This is a genomic window from Haloarcula onubensis, assembly GCF_031624605.1.
Classification (GTDB): Archaea; Halobacteriota; Halobacteria; order Halobacteriales; family Haloarculaceae; genus Haloarcula; species Haloarcula onubensis.
The window spans coordinates 152,399-168,021 of the sequence record NZ_JAMQOS010000002.1 but is presented as its reverse complement, the minus strand read 5'-3'; the positions used below and the strand labels follow the sequence as shown (position 1 = coordinate 168,021).

Here is a 15,623-nt window from a genome sequence, read left to right as displayed (position 1 = left end):
GCTGCCGGATACCCGAACGTGGTCGGTATGTCTATAAAAGGCTGTGTGCTGGGCTATCAACTTTGATTACGTGGGCGGAGTCTTTATTTTGGGCCAGTTGGGAGTTCGGCGTAGCTATGCAGATGTTCCGCTCGCAGACGAGAGCCACCCCGCAGGGACCGAGCTGACGATGCCCGGTGGGACGCGTGCCGTGGTGGCCGACGACTCGCATTTCATGCGGAGTGTCATCTCGGACATCCTCGAAGAGGGGGGTATCGAGGTCGCCACAGAGGCCAGGAACGGCCGGGAGGCCGTCGATGCCGTCCTCGCACACGAACCCGACGTCGTGACGATGGACGTCGAGATGCCGGAGATGAACGGTATCGAGGCCACCGAGATGATAATGGCCGAGCGACCGACGCCCGTCCTCATGCTGTCCGCGCACACGGACGAGAACGCGGACGTGACCTTCGAGGCGCTGGACAAGGGCGCTGTCGACTTCTTCCGGAAACCGGGCGGCGAGGTGTCGATGGAGATGTCGCGACTGAAAGACCAGCTCGTCGACATCGTCACGTCGGTCGCGAAGGTCGACGTCGGGAAGCGGGGCACGCGGTCGTCGCCGTCCCGAGCGGGCGGGCCAGCGAGCGGTGCGGGGACCGAGAGCCGGTCGTACGTCGGCGACCCGACGCTCGTCATCGGCTCCTCGACCGGCGGACCGAAGATGGTCGAGCAGGTGATGGCCGAACTCCCAATCGAGGCGGATTTGCGCGTCCTCATCGTCCAGCACATGCCGGAGGGCTTCACCGGTCGGTTCTCCGAACGCATCGACAACCGGAGCGACTACGACGTGCGGGAGGCGGCCGACGGCGCCCGACTCGCCGGCGGAGAGGCGCTCGTCGCCGCCGGCGACCGACACATGTCGGTGAAGAACTACCGGAACGGCCGGCTCCGGGTGAAACTGACACGGGACCCGCCCGAGAACAGCGTCCGGCCCGCCGTCGACGTGACGATGCGGACCGCCGCCGCCGTCGTCGACGACCCGCTGGTCGGCGTCATCCTCACGGGGATGGGCGGGGACGGCGCCGACGGCGTCGTGCGAATGAAGGACGCGGGCGCCCGCATCATCGCACAGGACGAGGCCACGTCCGCGGTGTACGGGATGCCCAAGCGAGCGGTCGAGACCGGCTGTGTGGACAGCGTGCTGCCCATCGACGAGATTCCGAACGGAATTCTCGACACCATAACGACTGAGGTGACCTCATAATGGACGACCAGTATCTCGACGCATTCATCCGCGAGAGCGAGGAGGCGATAACCGAGCTGAACAACTCCCTGCTGGACCTGGAATCGGACCCCGCCGACGAGGCGGCGATGGACTCCATCTTCCGGACGGCCCACACGCTGAAGGGGAACTTCGGCGCGATGGGCTTCGACGACGCGGCGAACCTCGCGCACGCGATGGAGGACCTGCTAGACGCCATGCGACAGGGCGAGATGGGGGTGAACCCGGACGTGATGGACCTCATCTTCGCGGGCGTCGACCAGATAGAGGTCATCGTCAACGAGATAGAGGCCGAGGGCGAGTCGACCAGCGACTCCGACGAGCTCGTGGCCCAGTTGCGAACGGTCCTCGAAGAGGGGGCCGACGCCGCCGGCGGTGGCGGCGGGGCGGCCACGGAGTCGGCCGCGGGAGGCGGCGGTGATATCGACGTCGACATCGACGCGAGCGAGGCCGACGGCCGCGTGGTTCACGCGACCGTCGACATCGGCGACTCCGACATGCTCGGCGTGGACGCGATGCTGGCGCTGGAGGCGGTCGAGGACGTCTTCGATATCCTCGTCTTCGAGCCGAGCCGGGCCGACATCGAGGACGGCGCGTTCGAGGACACGTTCGAGCTGTATCTCGACGCTGGCGACGCCGCGACGGTCGACGCGGAGCTGGGGTCGGTCGGCAAGATAGCGTCGTTCACCGCGACGGACGTCACCGACAGCCTCACCCCGTCGACGACCGACGCGGCCGCGACCGGCGGTGCCGGCGACAGCGACGGCGGCGAGGAGGAACACAGCGTCGACGAGATAAAGTCGGTCCGCGTCGACGTCGACCAACTCGACGACTTACACGGGCTGGTCGAGCAACTGGTTACCAGCCGTATCAAGCTGCGCCGCTCCGTCGAGACCGAGGACCTCGACTCGGCGGGCGAGACGCTCAACGAACTGGACAAGATAACGGCGAACCTCCAGAACACGGTGATGGACATGCGGCTCATCCCGCTGAAGAAAGTCGTCGGGAAGTTCCCCCGGCTGGTCCGGGACCTGGCCCGCGAGCTGGACAAGGACATCCAGTTCGAGATAGAGGGCGAGGACATCGAGCTCGACCGGACGATTCTCACCGAGATTTCCGACCCGCTGATGCACATCCTCCGGAACTCCGTCGACCACGGCATCGAGTCGCCGGCTGAGCGCCAGCAGGCCGGCAAGGAGCCGACCGGCCACATCACCCTGCGCGCCTCACGCGAACGCGACCACGTCATCATCGAGGTCGAAGACGACGGCGCGGGCCTGGACGTCGAGGGCATCAAGAACAAGGCCATAGAGAAGGGCGTCCGCTCGCCCGAGGAGCTGGAGGCGATGGACGACTCCGCCATCTACGACCTCATCTTCCACCCGGGCTTCTCGACGGCCGACGAGGTGACCGACACCAGCGGCCGGGGCGTCGGGATGGACGTCGTCCACGACACCGTCACGCAACTGGACGGCTCGGTCAACGTCGACTCCGAACCGGGACAGGGAACGACCGTCGCGCTGCGCCTGCCGGTGACGATGGCCATCGTGAAGGTGCTGTTCGTGGAGGTCGGCGACGAGGAGTACGGCGTCCCCATCAAGAACGTCGACGAGATAACCGCCACGTCGTCGGTCAAGCAGGTCAACGGGACCGAGGTCATCAAGCACAACGACGACATCTACCCCGTGATTCACCTGGACGATACCTTCGACGTGCCCGGCGAGACCGCCAATGGCGACGGGATGCTCGTGCGCATCCGCGAGTCCGAGCGTCAGGTCGCGCTGCACTGTGACTCGGTCAACAGCCAGGAGGAGGTGGTCGTCAAACCCCTGGAGGGCATCCTCTCGGGGACGCCCGGCCTGTCGGGAACCGCGGTGCTGGGCGACGGCAACATCGTCCACATCCTCGACGTGGTGACCCTATGAGCGCCGAGAGCCGGCAGTTCCAGCGGCTGCTCGGCTTCATCGAGTCCGAGATGGACTTCGAGTCGGGCTTCTACAACGACGCCTACCTCGACCGGCGCATCACCGCGCGGATGCGCCGGACCGACACCGACAGCTACCGGGCGTACAAGCAGTTGCTCCAGCGCGAGGGCGACGAGCGCGAGGCCCTGCTCGACTCGCTCTCTATCAACGTCACCGGGTTCTTCCGGAACCCGGAGGCGTGGGAGGCGCTGCGACCGGTGTTGCGGGAGCTGACCGCGAACAACCGCCGGGTGCGGCTCTGGTCGGCCCCCAGCGCCGACGGGCGCGAGCCCTACTCGGCGGCGATGCTGGCCCTCGACGACCCGGAGATAGAGGCCCGGCGCGTCGAGATACTCGGGACCGATATCAACGCCGACATCCTCGAGGTGGCCCGCGAGGCGACCTACGAGACGTCCCACACGACCGACATCGCCGAGGAACTCGCGCCGCTCGACGACTACGCGAACTACGTCGAGGAGGACGGGACCACCTTCACCGTCAAGAAGAGCGTCAGAGACATGGTCACGTTCGAACGGCACGACCTCATCCGCGGTCGGCCTAAGCGGGACTTCGACCTCGTGTTCTGTCGGAACCTGCTCATCTACATCGACGCCGAGTTCAAGGTGCCCATCTTCGAGACCATCCGCGGGTCGCTGCGCGAGGGCGGCTACCTCATGATAGGGATGACCGAGACGCTGCCCGCGGAGTGCCGGGGCGACTTCGAGCCCGTCGACAAGCAACACCGAATCTACCGCCGGGTATGAGCCTCTACGAACTGGAACGGGACGGCGACGTCCAGGAGCTCATCCGCGTGTTGCGCGAGAGCGAGAAAGAGCGGGTACAGCTCCGGGCCGCACAGTTACTCGGGAACTTCCCGGACCACGACGACCGCCGGGACGTGGTCAACGCGCTTGTCGGGGCCGCCGAGAGCGACAGCGACGCGGTGACCGCGGCGGCCATCGACTCGCTGGACGAACTGGGGGGTGACGCCATCGAGCAACTCATCGGGAGTATGGCCGGCGTCGACCTCGCTGCCGACGCCGCCGACTGGGTGAAAGCCAAGGCGTTCATGCAGGCGCTGGATTCGGACGTCCCCGAACTGCGGATGGCCGCCGCCAACGGGCTCGGGCGACTGGAGCAGGCCGACAGCGTCCCGAAGCTCACCGAGCGATTCGAGGACTCGGACCCTCGGGTGCGGGCCCGAGCAGCCCGCTCGGCCGGGAAGATAGGTGACTCGCGGGCGACCGGTCCGCTCGAATCGCTGCTCTCGGACCCGAAAGGCGCGGTGCGTCGGGAGGCCGCCGAGGCGCTGGGCAACATCGGGAACCGGCAGGCGCTACAGACCCTGTTGCCGATGTACGAGGACGACAACGAGCAGGTCCGGCGCATCGCCGTCGGCGCGTTCGGCAACTTCGAGAACGACCGACCGGTCGACTACCTCGTCGAGGCGCTCTCGGACGACTCGCCGGCCGTCCGGCGGACGGCGGTGTACTCGCTCATCGAGTTGCTGTCGAACGTCCCGAGCGACCGGAGCCACGACATCCGCGACACCGTCGTCGAGAAACTGTCGAGCGAGGACGACCAGAGCGTCGTCGTCCCGCTGGTCGAAATCTTAGAGGAGAGTACCCAGGCCGCCCAGCGGCGCAACACTGCCTGGCTGCTCGGCCGCGTCGCCGGCGAGGACGGCCGCGGACGCGTCATCGACTCGCTCGTCGAGGCCCTGCGGGACGACGACCAGATGCTGCGGCAGTTCGCCGCGACCAGCCTCGCCGAACTGGGCGGCGAGGACAACATGGTCGAGCGCCGGCTGCTGAAACTCGTCGAGGACGACGGCGTCGGCCCGCAGGTGAAGGGCCAGGCCATCTTCACGCTCGGGAAGGTCGGCGGCGAGCGCACCCGGAAGACGCTGGATAAACTCATCGACGAGACCGAACACGACATCGTCCGGAAGAAGGCCTTCTCCGCGATTTCGAAACTGGGAGGCAGGATATGACCGGGGGGTCGGCCGAGTCGATTAAGACGGATGAGAGCAAATAGGAGGTACTCTGGGTAGATGAGCGGGGAACACGCACTGGTCGACACGAAGGGGAAGTTCGTCCAGGTGGTCAAGGACGGGCGCAAGCGCAACGACATCGAGTGGCTACCCGGCCGCGTCCTGCTGTCGAACAAACGGCTGGTGCTGGCGACCAACCAGGGCAAGCGCACCATCGCGCTGTCGAAGGTGACCAGCGTCACCGCCAGCCAGATGAACCAGCAACTCGCACAGGTCGACGGCTACGTCAAACTGCAGGCCGGGCAGAACGTCTGGCTCGTCTCCCCACAGACAAGCGAGGCGTTCGAACAGGAGCTCTACAGCACGCTGCTGGACCAGATAGTCGTGCTGGTGAAACACCCGGCGCTGAAAGGCGGCGTCGTCACCGAGGCCACCTGGGAGAAGGCCCGCTTCAAACTCGACGAGGAGCAGGAAGACACCGTCAACATCGCCATCTCCAGTGGTACCTTCGTCGAGTTGGACATCGACGACGTGGGCACCGTCGAGCAGAAACAGAAGGAGATTCGCGGGAAAGAGCGGCCGCTGCTCGAGGTCGAACACACCATCGACGGCACCAGCGTCGAGACCCACATCAGCGGGTCGCCCCACCACGTCTCCCTTATCGGCGGGCTCGTCAGGCAGGGCGAGCAGCGCAACGCCGCCGACGACGTCGACCTCTCCTCGGCGGAGACGCAGGTGCTGATGGCGCTGTACTCGGGCATCTCGCCGTTCAAGATTCCCGACTTCGTCGACATGGACATCGAGGAGGTAGAGGACGTCTACGACCGGTTGATGGAGGCCGACATCTTAGAGCCCGTGCGAACCCGCCGCGAGGTGCAACTGGAGGCCCGCGGGCGCTCTATCGCCGGGGACGCTATCGCCGACCAGTAGGCAACGCCACCGGCGGTCAGTCACTCGACTCAGCGCCGCCATCGGTCACCGTGACCGTCCCGGCATCGGCGAGCCGGTCGAAGTCGAAATCGGCCGAGGAGAGCCGCGCGACGACGAGCGTCGCGACCGTCGAGACGACGACAGCGCCGCCAAAGGCGGTGAGATACAGCGGGTCGGCGGCTGGGAGCAGGTCGCCGGCGACCGGAATCGCCGTCAACACCCCGCGGAAGTCCGGGAAAAAGGCCAGTCCGACGCCCAGTCCGGCGACGCTGCTGACGAGCGCGCCCCGGCCGGTGAGCCGCCGCGAGTAGAGGCCGTACAGCAGCGGCACGGCGACGGCGGCGCCCAGCAGGTCCGCGAAGAAAAAGAGGCGGAGGACGCTTCGGGCACGGAGGCTGACGTAGATGGCCGCGACGGCGACGACGAGCGTGAGCAGGCGCGCGCCCAGCCGCAGTGTTCGGTCGTCCGGGTCCGAGAGGAGACGGGGGAGGTCGGCGGTCACGAGGCTGGCCAGCGCCGAGAACAGCGAGTCGACGGAGCTGACGACGAGCAGGAGCGCGAGCAGGACCACCGCGAGCAAGACGGCCTCGCCGAAGGCGCTCTCGACGAGGACGAAGAAGGCCACGTCGGCGTTGTAGGCCGGACTGGTCACGTCGGTGACGACGCCGCCCTGACCGACGGCGACGGTACCCAGCAAGGCGGCGACGACCACGATAGCGCCGTTGAGGACGGTGGCGTTGCGGAAGCCGCCCGCGACCGTCTCGCTGTCACGGCTCGCGTAGACGCGTTGCCACCAGGTCTGGTTGACCATCTCCGCACCGAAGATGGCGACGGCGAGCGCGAGGCCGAACTGGAGGCCGGCGGCGCCCGTCGGGTCCAGCAGCGTCGGACTGGTTGTGGCGACGTCCGAGGCGGCGGCGCCCGGCCCGCCGACCGCGAGGACGACGCCGCCGACGACGAGCGCCAGCAGCGGGACGACGAGGACGGCCTGGACGGTGTCGGTGACGATGGTCGCGCGCAGGCCGCCATAGCCCGTATAGAGGAGGACGAAGCCGCCGACGAGGACGGCGGTTTGCCACTGCGGGACACCCGCGACCAGCGAGAGCGCGGCCGCGATGCCCGTCAACTCGGCGGCGACGAAGACGAACATGTACAGCGCGCTCACGAGGACGACGAAGCCGTACATCGCCGACCCGTAGCGGGCGTGGGCGTACTCGGTCAGGGAGTGGCCCTCGGGGAGCAGTTCGCGCACGCGGGGGCCGAGCTTCGAGTAGGCGAACATGGGGACGGCGGTCCCGACACCGTAGCCGACGGCGGCGGCGATACCGAAGCCCGCACCGGCTTCCGGCGCCGACAGCAGTATCCAGACGCCCATCGAGGAGGCCACGAGCGTCGCCGTGGTCCGGCCCGGCCCCATCGAGTTGCGCGCGGTGAGGAAGTCGTCCGTCGAATCGGTGCCGCGGCGACTGTATCGGATTCCCAGCGCGGCGAAGGCCACCAGCGTGGCGACTGTGAGAGCCAGCGCGAGCGTGGTGCTTACCACGACTGCTCACCCCCGACGACGGCCACTCGGTCGCGGATGGCGGTCATACCGCCCACCCCTCCTCGCGCCAGGCGGCGTCCCAGAAGCGATACTCGTAGCGGGCCGAGGTCTCGAAGATATCGCGGTAGCGCTCGCGCTCGGCCGCTGTGGCGGCGGCGGCCACGTCGTCCAGCAGGCTCTTGCACCACTCGGTCAGTTCGGTAAACTCCTCGCCGGCGTACATTCCGATCCACTCGCTGTAGCCCTCGTGGTCGGGGCGGCCCCGCTCGTCCAGCCGCCGGGCCGTCTCGTTGAACCCCCACATGCACGGGAGCAGGGCGGCCACCAGGTCGCCGAAGGTGCCAGTCGCCGCCGTGCGGACGAGAAAGTCCGTGTACGCCCGGGTGGTCGGTGACGGCTCGGTGGCTTCGAGTTCGGCCTCGCTGATGTCGAAGTCGGCGGCGTAGGCCCGGTGGAGGTCCATCTCCGTGTTGATGGTCGACTCCAGCAGTTCGGCGAAGGTGCCCATTCGTTCGAGGTCCGGTGAGTTGGCCGCCCCCAGCGCGAAGACGCGGGCGTACTCGACGAGATAGACGTAGTCCTGTCGGACCCAGTAGCGGAAGGGCGCCTCGTCGAGGGTCCCCTCGCCCAGCCGTTCGACCATCGGGTGGGCGACGACGGCGTCCCAGATCGGGTCGCCGATGTCGGCCAGTTCGTCGGTGAAACCCATGTGAGTGGCTGGGCGGCCCAGCGTAATATAAGCTAGTGATACAATCCGCTTATACGCCGCCCGGCGGCCGACAATATAAGCCATCGCTCCCCGAACGGCGGGGTATGTCGCTCCGGCTGCCAAGCGAGATCGTCGTCGAGGACGTGTTGCCGACGCTGCGTGCCCTGCTCGCCCGCGAACTCGCCGACCGCGGGCTGACACAGGAGGCGGTGGCCGGTCACCTCGGCGTGACGCAGGCGGCCGTCTCCGCGTACGTCAGCGGCGACCCGGACCTGGAGCCACGCATCGCCGACCACCCGCGGACCGAGGCGACGGTCGAGCGGGTCGCCGGAGGGCTGGCGAGCGGCGAGATGGACGGCTACGACGCCCTGGCCGAGGTGCTGGAACTCGTCCGGGCCTTCGAGGACCGCGGGCCCGTCTGTGAACTCCACGAAGAGGCGATGCCCGGGCTGGCGGGGCTGGGCTGTGACCTCTGTGTCCGGGGCGCGAACCCGGAACTCCGGACCGAGCGCGCAGTGCTCGACGACGTGCGCGAGGCCGCTCGCGTCCTCGCGACCAGTCCCGGCGTCGCCGCCGCCGTCCCGAACGTCGGCACCAACGTCGGGACCGCACTCCCGGACGCCGCCGAAATAGCGGACGTGGCCGCGATTCCGGGCCGCATCTACGAGATGGGCGGCCGCGTCGAGGTGCCCGCAAACCCCGAGTTCGGCGCCTCCGAACACGTCGCGACCACGGTTCTCTCTGCGATGGCCGTCGACAGTGAGCGGCGCGGCGCCGTCAACCTCGCCACCGACGACGCTATCCTGGCCGCGGCCGAATCGCGCAGCCTCGACCGACTGGCGTTCGAGGCCGGTTACGAGAACCGGGGCGAGCGACTCGTCGAGCGGTTCGAAGCCCGCGGCGCTGTCCCCGACGTGCTCTACCACCGCGGCGCCTTCGGCATCGAACCCATCACGTATGTACTGGGCGAGACAGGTGCCGAGGCCGCGCGGCTGGCGGCTGAACTGGTCGCCGATGCTGCGGGGACGTAGCGGCGCAGTTGGCCGGGAGTCGCCTCCGTGCGACACCAGGAGACCGGTGGTCTCCCAAGCTAACGGGCGGCGAAGCCGCCCGTGAGCGACCCGGGGAAGGGCAGGCTGGCGAAGCAAGCGTCCGGCGAGCGAAGCGAGCCGGTTCACCGGATTCGCGGCGTGCCGCGAATCCGGCCTTTTTGTACTAAATTTTTGCGAGTGGGGGTCGCCGGAGGCGACCCTCCGAAGTAAAAATTTAGGCGTTGACGTCCTCCAGGTGCCGGCTCGCGACGACCTGCCCGGTCGGGGTGAGCGTCGGCCCGTCGGCGCCGTCCTGGATGAGGCCGTCCTCCGCCAAGTCCTGCAACAGCATCGACACCTCCGAGGAGTCCTTGCCGAGAATCGACGCGAGGGGCATCCCGTCCATGTCGCCGGTGGAGTAGATGGCGACGAGCACCTCCTTCTTGCCCTTGGTGAGCTCGATTTTGCGGAGCTGTTCCATGAGTTCGGAGTACTCCCGGCGCAGATAGCGCCCGAGGATGGACATCTTCCGGCTGGTCCCCAGCGCGGCCTCCGTCGTGACGGCGGTGCCGTCCATCATGTGGCGGACCACGAGCACGGGCCGGTCGGCGCCGTTTATCTCCCGGGTGGTGCGCTCGAAGTCGGAGACGGTCTGGAGTTCGACGACGAAGCTCCCGTCGTCGCGGCGGAACTCGACGGAGCCGGGCTTGAGAAAGAGGCTCGCCCGCTTGAACCCCTCGTCGGTGACGCGGCCGCCGACGCGGGCCCGTTCCCGGACGGTGGTCGGGGTCCCGTTGATGATGGCCTTGAAAAGGACGGTGCCGAACTTCTCTATCTTCTCGTCGCCGGCCTCGATGCCGGCGACGAGCCGTTTCCCGTTTCGCTCGAAGGCGATGGTCACCGTCGACTGGAAGAAATCGCCCAGGTCCGGCGGCACCTGGCCGATAGCGATGTCGAAGACGTTCTCCAGCGGAATCGTCAGCTTGTCGTCCTCGCCCGCGGCCAGCACCAGTCGCTTCTGGGAGAGGACCACGCGCCCCTTGATGGGCTCGCTGCGACTGGCTACCTCCGAGTTGAACTGACCGACGAAGTCCGCGATGACGGATTCCGACACGGTACCCGTGCTACAGCGGCCCGGATATTGAGAGTTTCGCGCGAGTATCATCTGGAAAAACCGGGCCCGACGCCGCCGGGTCCGGTCCGGGCTAGCCGTCCAGGTCGCTGGCGATGTCCGACAGCGACGCGTCCGGCGCGTCCGTCGCGGTGTAGACCACCCGTTTGCCGGGCGTCCGCAGGCCGTACTGGTGGCCCTCGGTGACGACGTCGAAGTGGGCCGACCCGTCGACGGAGACGGCGGCGTCGGTGACCCACTCCGCGAGGCGGTTCTCGCCGTCGCGCTCACGGGCCAGTCGGCGGTTGTCTGCGACGTGTGTGACGACGAGGTCGCCGTCGAGACTGGTCTCGACGAGGGCCTCGTAGTCGTCGCCGTCCAGCGTCAGCGTGACGACGTCGCCGTCGTGCAGACCGACGTCGGGGAGGACGACGCGTGGTCGGTCGGTGCGGCCGACGGACTCGATGGAGACGCGGTGGGTGTCGACCGCGTCGTGGTCGCTGGGGACGCGTTCACTCATAGGGGATAGTGGGCGTGTCGGGACGCGCCGACGGCCGCGCGGTCCCGGACTCGTCTACGACGGGCCCTCACTCCTCGTCGCCCAGCAGCGCGTCGACGTCCTCGCTGCCGCGTCCGACGACCGTGGCGTTTATCTGGCGCGTCTCGTCGCTGACCTCGCGGCCGCGGATGGTGATGCGCTTTCGCTCGCCGTCGGTGGTGGGCTCGAAGCCGATGCCGCCGTCGGACATGATGGACTTCGTGCCGACGCCGCGGACGTCCGGTCGCATCGGTCGGCCGGCGGTGTCGCTACCGCCGGTCAGTTCGAGCGTGTAGCCGTCGAGGCCGACGGCGCCGCCGTCGACCTCGTCGCCGAGCTCGCGTCCGATGAAGCGGTTTGCGTCCTGTCCGTCGACCTCGACCTGATACGTGTGGCCGCTCTCCGGGTCGGAGACGGCGACCGTGAATTCAGCCATACGTCAGTCCAGTCCATCGCGCGTCAAAAACGCATCGAACCGTCCGCGCGAGTGCCGGAGACGGAGATGGCATGGCTGATAATGCCCCTCGGTTGCCACGAACACTCACTAGTTAGGTACCACCGACACACACCTGTAGCTACGATTAGTTACTACGATGACGAGAGAGACCACCGCCGACCGCAAAACCCTCGGAACCACGTTGACGGCGCTGTCCAGCTCGGCGAACGGACTGAGCAGCAGCGTCCAGGAGCTGAACCGTGCCATCGACGACCTTCAGGTGTCGACGGCGCAGTGGGGCGAGAACCAGCGGGCCGCCTCCGAGTCGCTGTCCCGCGCCGCCGACAGTCTGAAACCGGTGTCGGTCGGCGTCACGGACGCGGCGGCGTCGGGCGGCTTCGCCGCCGCCGACGACTGAACCGACGGCCGTCGTCGCCTACTGGTCGACGGCGACGACGGTGCTGACGCGAGCGTTCTCCTTCAGTTTCAGCCCGGCACCGCCGACCGACAGCGGGACCCGCGGCAGTTCCGCGACGTGGAGGGTGGGGTGGGTCGCCCCGCGTTCGAGCAGTTCGGTCCGGGGCTGGACGGTGACCGTCGCCTCGCCGGTGAGCGACTCGTTGAATTCGACGAGGAATTGGCCCGCGCCGAGGTCCCACCACGCGTAGTCGTCGTCGGGGTCGCGCTTGGTCGTCTCGTGGGCCACGGTGGTGGCCGGTTCGAGTTCGCCGCCGCCGAAGTCGATGCGGCCGGGCGCGACGACTTCGTGTACCTCGGCGACGGTGAGGTCAAAGCCCGTCCCCTCGGTCTGGGTCGGCTCGTGGACGATGTCGGTGACGTACTCGCTGTAGTCGGGCATGGTCGAGGATTCCGGCGCTCGGGGCAAAACTGTGGGGGCGAGCCAGAGCGGGTGACTTTTGGGCAGCCGCCGACTCCCTCGCGTATGAGCAAGCACACGGAGTTCCTGGCTGGCGAGCGCGTCGACGACGTGCTCTTTTTCCTCCACGAGGACGCCGTCTCGAACCCCGAGGCGCTGGCCGACTACGCCGACCCGGTCGACGACGGCATAGTGCTGGTGTTACCGGGCGACCGGGGCCGCAGCGCCTTCCAGTCGGCGACCGGTATCGACCCGATGGGGCTGGCCCAGGAGGCCATGAAAACGGAGGGCGAGGTCCACGACGACTGCACCGACGCCAACTGCCCCGTCGCCGAAGAGGAACCCGAGGAGAACCACACGACGAAGTTCGTCTTCGCGTTCGCGGAAGCACAGAACGAGGAGGTCGGCGGTATCTACGCCGAGGGCGACGTCGTCCACGCCTACGCGGTCTGTGCCTGCGGCGAGCGCTACTCCGATAAGTGGGTCGTCGAGGGGTAGCTACAGCCGAAACGGCGCCAGCAACCGGGCGAGCAGCGCCGTCGGCAGCCCGGTCAGGACGCTTCCGTCGTGGCGATAGGGGACGCCGACCTCCTCGCGGCTGGCGCCGTGTCGGAGGTGCTGGACGCCGTCGAGGAGGAACCAGCCGCCGACAGCCGCCCCGCCGACGAGGAGCCACAGCGGCGCGGTCAGCGTGGTCACGTAGCCCGCGGCGAACAGAATCAGGAGGCCGAACAGCGCGTTACCCGCGTACTCACCGACGACTGCCTCCGCGATATCCGTCGCGAGGTGCAGCGCGAGGAACCCGGCGGCCACCGCCACGGCGTAGCCGAGCGAGCCGTCTATCACGTAGATGGTCGCGGCCACGACGGCGGCGTTGGTGACCGCGCCGACGGGATTCAGCCCGTCGGAAACCAGCCGATTGAGGACCGTCGACATCGGTTCGACCGTCGAGCGGCGAGCCTTTCAGCGTTGTGCCGGGTCAGAACATCGACGCGAAGCCGACGACGATGAGGGCGACGCCGACGGCAGCCGCGAGCGCGCCGCGAAGCTGGACCCACCGACGGGCCGTGATACCGGCGGGTCTGTCCTCGGAGTCGCTGCCGTCGACCCACACGTCGACCAGTTGCTCCGGATAGCCGAGGACGAAGACGCCGGCACCGACGAGCATGATGCCGGTCGAGACCGCCAGCCCACCCAGTGGCATACGTGGACATTTAGTAGGCTGGTACTTTGCTGTACTGTCGGTCACGTCTCGCTGGCCGAACTGGGTGGTTCCGAGTCGCTCACGACCGCCGGGTGTGAGGGTCTACTGCTCCGTATCCACGCCTTCGTCGTCTTCGTCGGGGAGGCGCTTGAACACGTCACACCCACCTTTTTCATCGTCGGGTGGTCTCGCCATGCTCGACCACCGCTCCTCGAAAAACGTGGGCGAAAAAAGTCGGTCGCTCGCGCCGCTCACGACCGCCGGGTGTGAGGGTCTACTGCTCCGTATCCACGCCTTCGTCGTCTTCGTCGGGGAGGCGCTTGAACGCGTCCACGATGGCCTGCTTGGCGACCGCGCCCTGTGTCGTCCAGTGGTGGGCGTAGTCCATCATGTCGTCGTAGATGTCGGGCTTGCAGCCCGCGGCTTTCGGGTGGCCGCCGCCGTTGACCTGCCGGGCGACCTCGTGGGCACGCTCGAAGTTCTCGGTGCCCCGAATCGACGCAGAGCCGGCGGGTTTGACGACGACGGCGGCGTCGGCGCCTTTCTCGCGCAGGGCCTCGGCGACCTCGTTTTGCGAGCAGCGGCCGTAGGTCACGCCGACGGTCCACTCGCCGACCTCGCGCAACTCGGCGCGCTCGACGGCCTTCTCGATGAGCGCCTCCTTCTCGACGCGCTTCTCGGCGAGAAACTCCTGTACCGCCGGCGAGAGGTCGGGACCGTGTTCGCCGACGGCCTCGATGTACTCCTCGGGTTCGGCCCAGTACGAGAAGTCCGCGAGGTCGTCGCTGCGCTCGTCGTCGCGAATCCAGAGGTCGTGGTCCCGCGTGACGGCGGCGAGGTCGGCCCACCGCTCGTCGAAGTCGTGGTCGAGTTCGGCCAGTGCCACGTCGGCGGTACAGACTTCCTCGCTGTCGCCCACGGTCCGCTCCACGCCCGCGTCGTCGACGACGGCACCGAGGTCCTCGTCCCACTGGTGGTGGTCGAACCACGCGACGTGTTCGACGCGGGCGACGAGGTCGTCGAGCGCGCCCAGGTCCTCGGCGCTGTCGGGACAGAGGTCACAGACGTAGACGGTCGCGTCGGACTCGGCGTACTCGGCGGCCCACGCGAGCGCCTCCTGGAGGTTGTGGGGCCCGGCGGGGAGGAGGGCCCCCTCGCCGTGGGCCTCGCGGACCAGCGCCGTACAGGCCAGGCCGTCGGCGTCGGGGTCGGCGATGACCGCGACGCCCGCGCCGGCGAGCGTCTCCGCGGCCTCGGCCTCCCGTTTCTCCTCCTCGAAGGAGTCGGGGTAGAAAAAGCCCTCCCCGGGCAGGACTGATTTGCGGCCGATAGAGAGTCGGTCGTCGTCGATGAGCCAGTCGTCCATGGTCTCACGTGCCAGTCAGCGGCAATGAGTCCGGCGGTCCAGGTTTCACCGAAACCTGGAACACGGCGAGGAGCGCAGTGACTCGCTGGCGGTCCAGCGCTCGTCGAGCGTGAAGACGAACGACGTGCGGCTTCGGCGGTCCCGGCGTCCTACTGACGCCGGGAGCACGACGGCGCTGCGCCTCAGACCGCCTCGCGCTCGGGGTTTGCCTCGCCCTCGAGTTGGCGGACCGACAGCACGGGCATCGGCGCCGAGCGGACGACCGCCTCGGCCACGCTGCCCAGCAGGAAGCCGTGGTCGCCGTGGCGACCGCGCGTCCCGGTCGCGATGAGGTCGGCATCGACCTCGTCCGCGTAGGCCCGAATCTCCGGGGCCGGGTCGCCCTCGCGGACGGCAGTGACGACGTCGGCCTCGGTCTCGCCGCCGGTCGTCGCCGCCTCCCGGACGAAGGTAAGCGCCCGGCCGCCGGTCGTCGCAAGCGCCCGCTCCAGCACGTCGCGAACGTCCTCGGGTGTCGACTCGACTTCACCCGAATCGACGACGTACAGCGCGTGGACGGTCGCGTCGAACTTCCCCGCGAGGTCGAGGGCGGCTTCGACGGCCCGCTGTGCGCTGCCGGAGCCGTCCGTCGCGATGACCACCGTGTCGAACATACCTACC

Annotated in this window: 18 protein-coding genes; 8 read left to right on the top strand and 10 right to left on the bottom strand. The window is 68.1% G+C overall.

Going from position 1 to position 15,623, the window contains the following annotated elements; genetic code table 11:
* Nucleotides 1-169 precede the first annotated feature (169 nt).
* Genes NDI86_RS07595 through NDI86_RS07575 form a run of 5 tightly spaced genes read left to right on the top strand, consistent with a single transcriptional unit; the run spans nucleotide 170 to nucleotide 6,148 of the window.
* Nucleotides 170-1,243, top strand: coding sequence for a protein-glutamate methylesterase/protein-glutamine glutaminase (locus NDI86_RS07595; RefSeq protein ID WP_310899815.1), 1,074 nt, complete (start codon nucleotides 170-172; stop codon nucleotides 1,241-1,243).
* Nucleotides 1,243-3,186 carry a chemotaxis protein CheA gene (gene cheA, locus NDI86_RS07590; protein ID WP_310899814.1) on the top strand — a complete coding sequence of 648 codons (1,944 nt, stop codon included), beginning with the start codon at nucleotides 1,243-1,245 and terminating at the stop codon, nucleotides 3,184-3,186. Before NDI86_RS07595 ends, cheA begins: the two co-directional genes overlap by 1 nt.
* A complete protein-coding gene (locus tag NDI86_RS07585) occupies nucleotides 3,183-3,989 on the top strand; it encodes a CheR family methyltransferase (protein ID WP_310899813.1) in 807 nt (268 codons plus the stop codon). Before cheA ends, NDI86_RS07585 begins: the two co-directional genes overlap by 4 nt.
* Complete coding sequence (locus tag NDI86_RS07580) at nucleotides 3,986-5,218, top strand: HEAT repeat domain-containing protein (RefSeq protein WP_310899812.1); 1,233 nt, start codon at nucleotides 3,986-3,988, stop codon at nucleotides 5,216-5,218. The genes NDI86_RS07585 and NDI86_RS07580 overlap by 4 nt, the downstream gene beginning before the upstream one ends.
* Before the next feature lie 60 nt (nucleotides 5,219-5,278).
* On the top strand, nucleotides 5,279-6,148 hold the full coding sequence (locus NDI86_RS07575) for a CheF family chemotaxis protein (protein WP_310899811.1): 870 nt from the start codon (nucleotides 5,279-5,281) through the stop codon (nucleotides 6,146-6,148).
* A 16-nt stretch (nucleotides 6,149-6,164) separates the two neighbouring features.
* On the opposite strand, the gene NDI86_RS07570 is transcribed toward NDI86_RS07575, so the two are convergent.
* Nucleotides 6,165-7,691, bottom strand: a complete 1,527-nt coding sequence (locus NDI86_RS07570) for a sodium:solute symporter family transporter (protein WP_310899810.1) — start codon at nucleotides 7,689-7,691, stop codon at nucleotides 6,165-6,167.
* A gap of 43 nt (nucleotides 7,692-7,734) precedes the next feature.
* A complete protein-coding gene (gene tenA / locus NDI86_RS07565; protein WP_310899809.1) occupies nucleotides 7,735-8,400 on the bottom strand; it encodes a thiaminase II in 666 nt (221 codons plus the stop codon).
* A 104-nt stretch (nucleotides 8,401-8,504) separates the two neighbouring features.
* On the opposite strand from tenA, the gene NDI86_RS07560 reads away from it, so the two are divergent.
* Entirely contained in the window at nucleotides 8,505-9,431 is a 927-nt protein-coding gene (locus tag NDI86_RS07560) for a thiamine-phosphate synthase family protein (protein ID WP_310899808.1), read from the top strand.
* Between the two features lie 235 nt (nucleotides 9,432-9,666).
* Here NDI86_RS07560 and NDI86_RS07555 read toward each other — a convergent pair whose 3' ends face one another.
* The 3 genes from NDI86_RS07555 to NDI86_RS07545 form a co-directional block, all read right to left on the bottom strand.
* Nucleotides 9,667-10,545 carry a CheF family chemotaxis protein gene (locus tag NDI86_RS07555; RefSeq protein ID WP_310899807.1) on the bottom strand — a complete coding sequence of 293 codons (879 nt, stop codon included), beginning with the start codon at nucleotides 10,543-10,545 and terminating at the stop codon, nucleotides 9,667-9,669.
* Between the two features lie 91 nt (nucleotides 10,546-10,636).
* A complete protein-coding gene (locus NDI86_RS07550) occupies nucleotides 10,637-11,062 on the bottom strand; it encodes a DUF7112 family protein (RefSeq protein ID WP_310899806.1) in 426 nt (141 codons plus the stop codon).
* A gap of 67 nt (nucleotides 11,063-11,129) precedes the next feature.
* Nucleotides 11,130-11,516, bottom strand: a complete 387-nt coding sequence (locus NDI86_RS07545) for a 30S ribosomal protein S6e (protein ID WP_310899805.1) — start codon at nucleotides 11,514-11,516, stop codon at nucleotides 11,130-11,132.
* A gap of 157 nt (nucleotides 11,517-11,673) precedes the next feature.
* Between NDI86_RS07545 and NDI86_RS07540 the strand changes: the two genes are divergently transcribed.
* Nucleotides 11,674-11,934: a hypothetical protein gene (locus NDI86_RS07540; protein ID WP_310899804.1), complete on the top strand. Its 261-nt coding sequence runs from the start codon at nucleotides 11,674-11,676 to the stop codon at nucleotides 11,932-11,934.
* Nucleotides 11,935-11,952: 18 nt separating this feature from the next.
* Here NDI86_RS07540 and NDI86_RS07535 read toward each other — a convergent pair whose 3' ends face one another.
* Entirely contained in the window at nucleotides 11,953-12,375 is a 423-nt protein-coding gene (locus tag NDI86_RS07535) for a dCTP deaminase/dUTPase family protein (protein WP_310899803.1), read from the bottom strand.
* Between the two features lie 84 nt (nucleotides 12,376-12,459).
* On the opposite strand from NDI86_RS07535, the gene NDI86_RS07530 reads away from it, so the two are divergent.
* Nucleotides 12,460-12,891, top strand: a complete 432-nt coding sequence (locus NDI86_RS07530; protein WP_310899802.1) for a DUF5807 family protein — start codon at nucleotides 12,460-12,462, stop codon at nucleotides 12,889-12,891.
* On the opposite strand, the gene NDI86_RS07525 is transcribed toward NDI86_RS07530, so the two are convergent.
* The 4 genes from NDI86_RS07525 to NDI86_RS07510 form a co-directional block, all read right to left on the bottom strand.
* Nucleotides 12,892-13,329: a hypothetical protein gene (locus NDI86_RS07525; RefSeq protein ID WP_310899801.1), complete on the bottom strand. Its 438-nt coding sequence runs from the start codon at nucleotides 13,327-13,329 to the stop codon at nucleotides 12,892-12,894.
* A gap of 43 nt (nucleotides 13,330-13,372) precedes the next feature.
* On the bottom strand, nucleotides 13,373-13,597 hold the full coding sequence (locus NDI86_RS07520) for a hypothetical protein (RefSeq protein ID WP_310899800.1): 225 nt from the start codon (nucleotides 13,595-13,597) through the stop codon (nucleotides 13,373-13,375).
* Between the two features lie 274 nt (nucleotides 13,598-13,871).
* A complete protein-coding gene (locus tag NDI86_RS07515; protein WP_310899799.1) occupies nucleotides 13,872-14,963 on the bottom strand; it encodes a DHH family phosphoesterase in 1,092 nt (363 codons plus the stop codon).
* 182 nt (nucleotides 14,964-15,145) lie between these two features.
* Nucleotides 15,146-15,616: a universal stress protein gene (locus NDI86_RS07510; protein WP_310899798.1), complete on the bottom strand. Its 471-nt coding sequence runs from the start codon at nucleotides 15,614-15,616 to the stop codon at nucleotides 15,146-15,148.
* Between the last annotated feature and the right edge of the window lie 7 nt (nucleotides 15,617-15,623).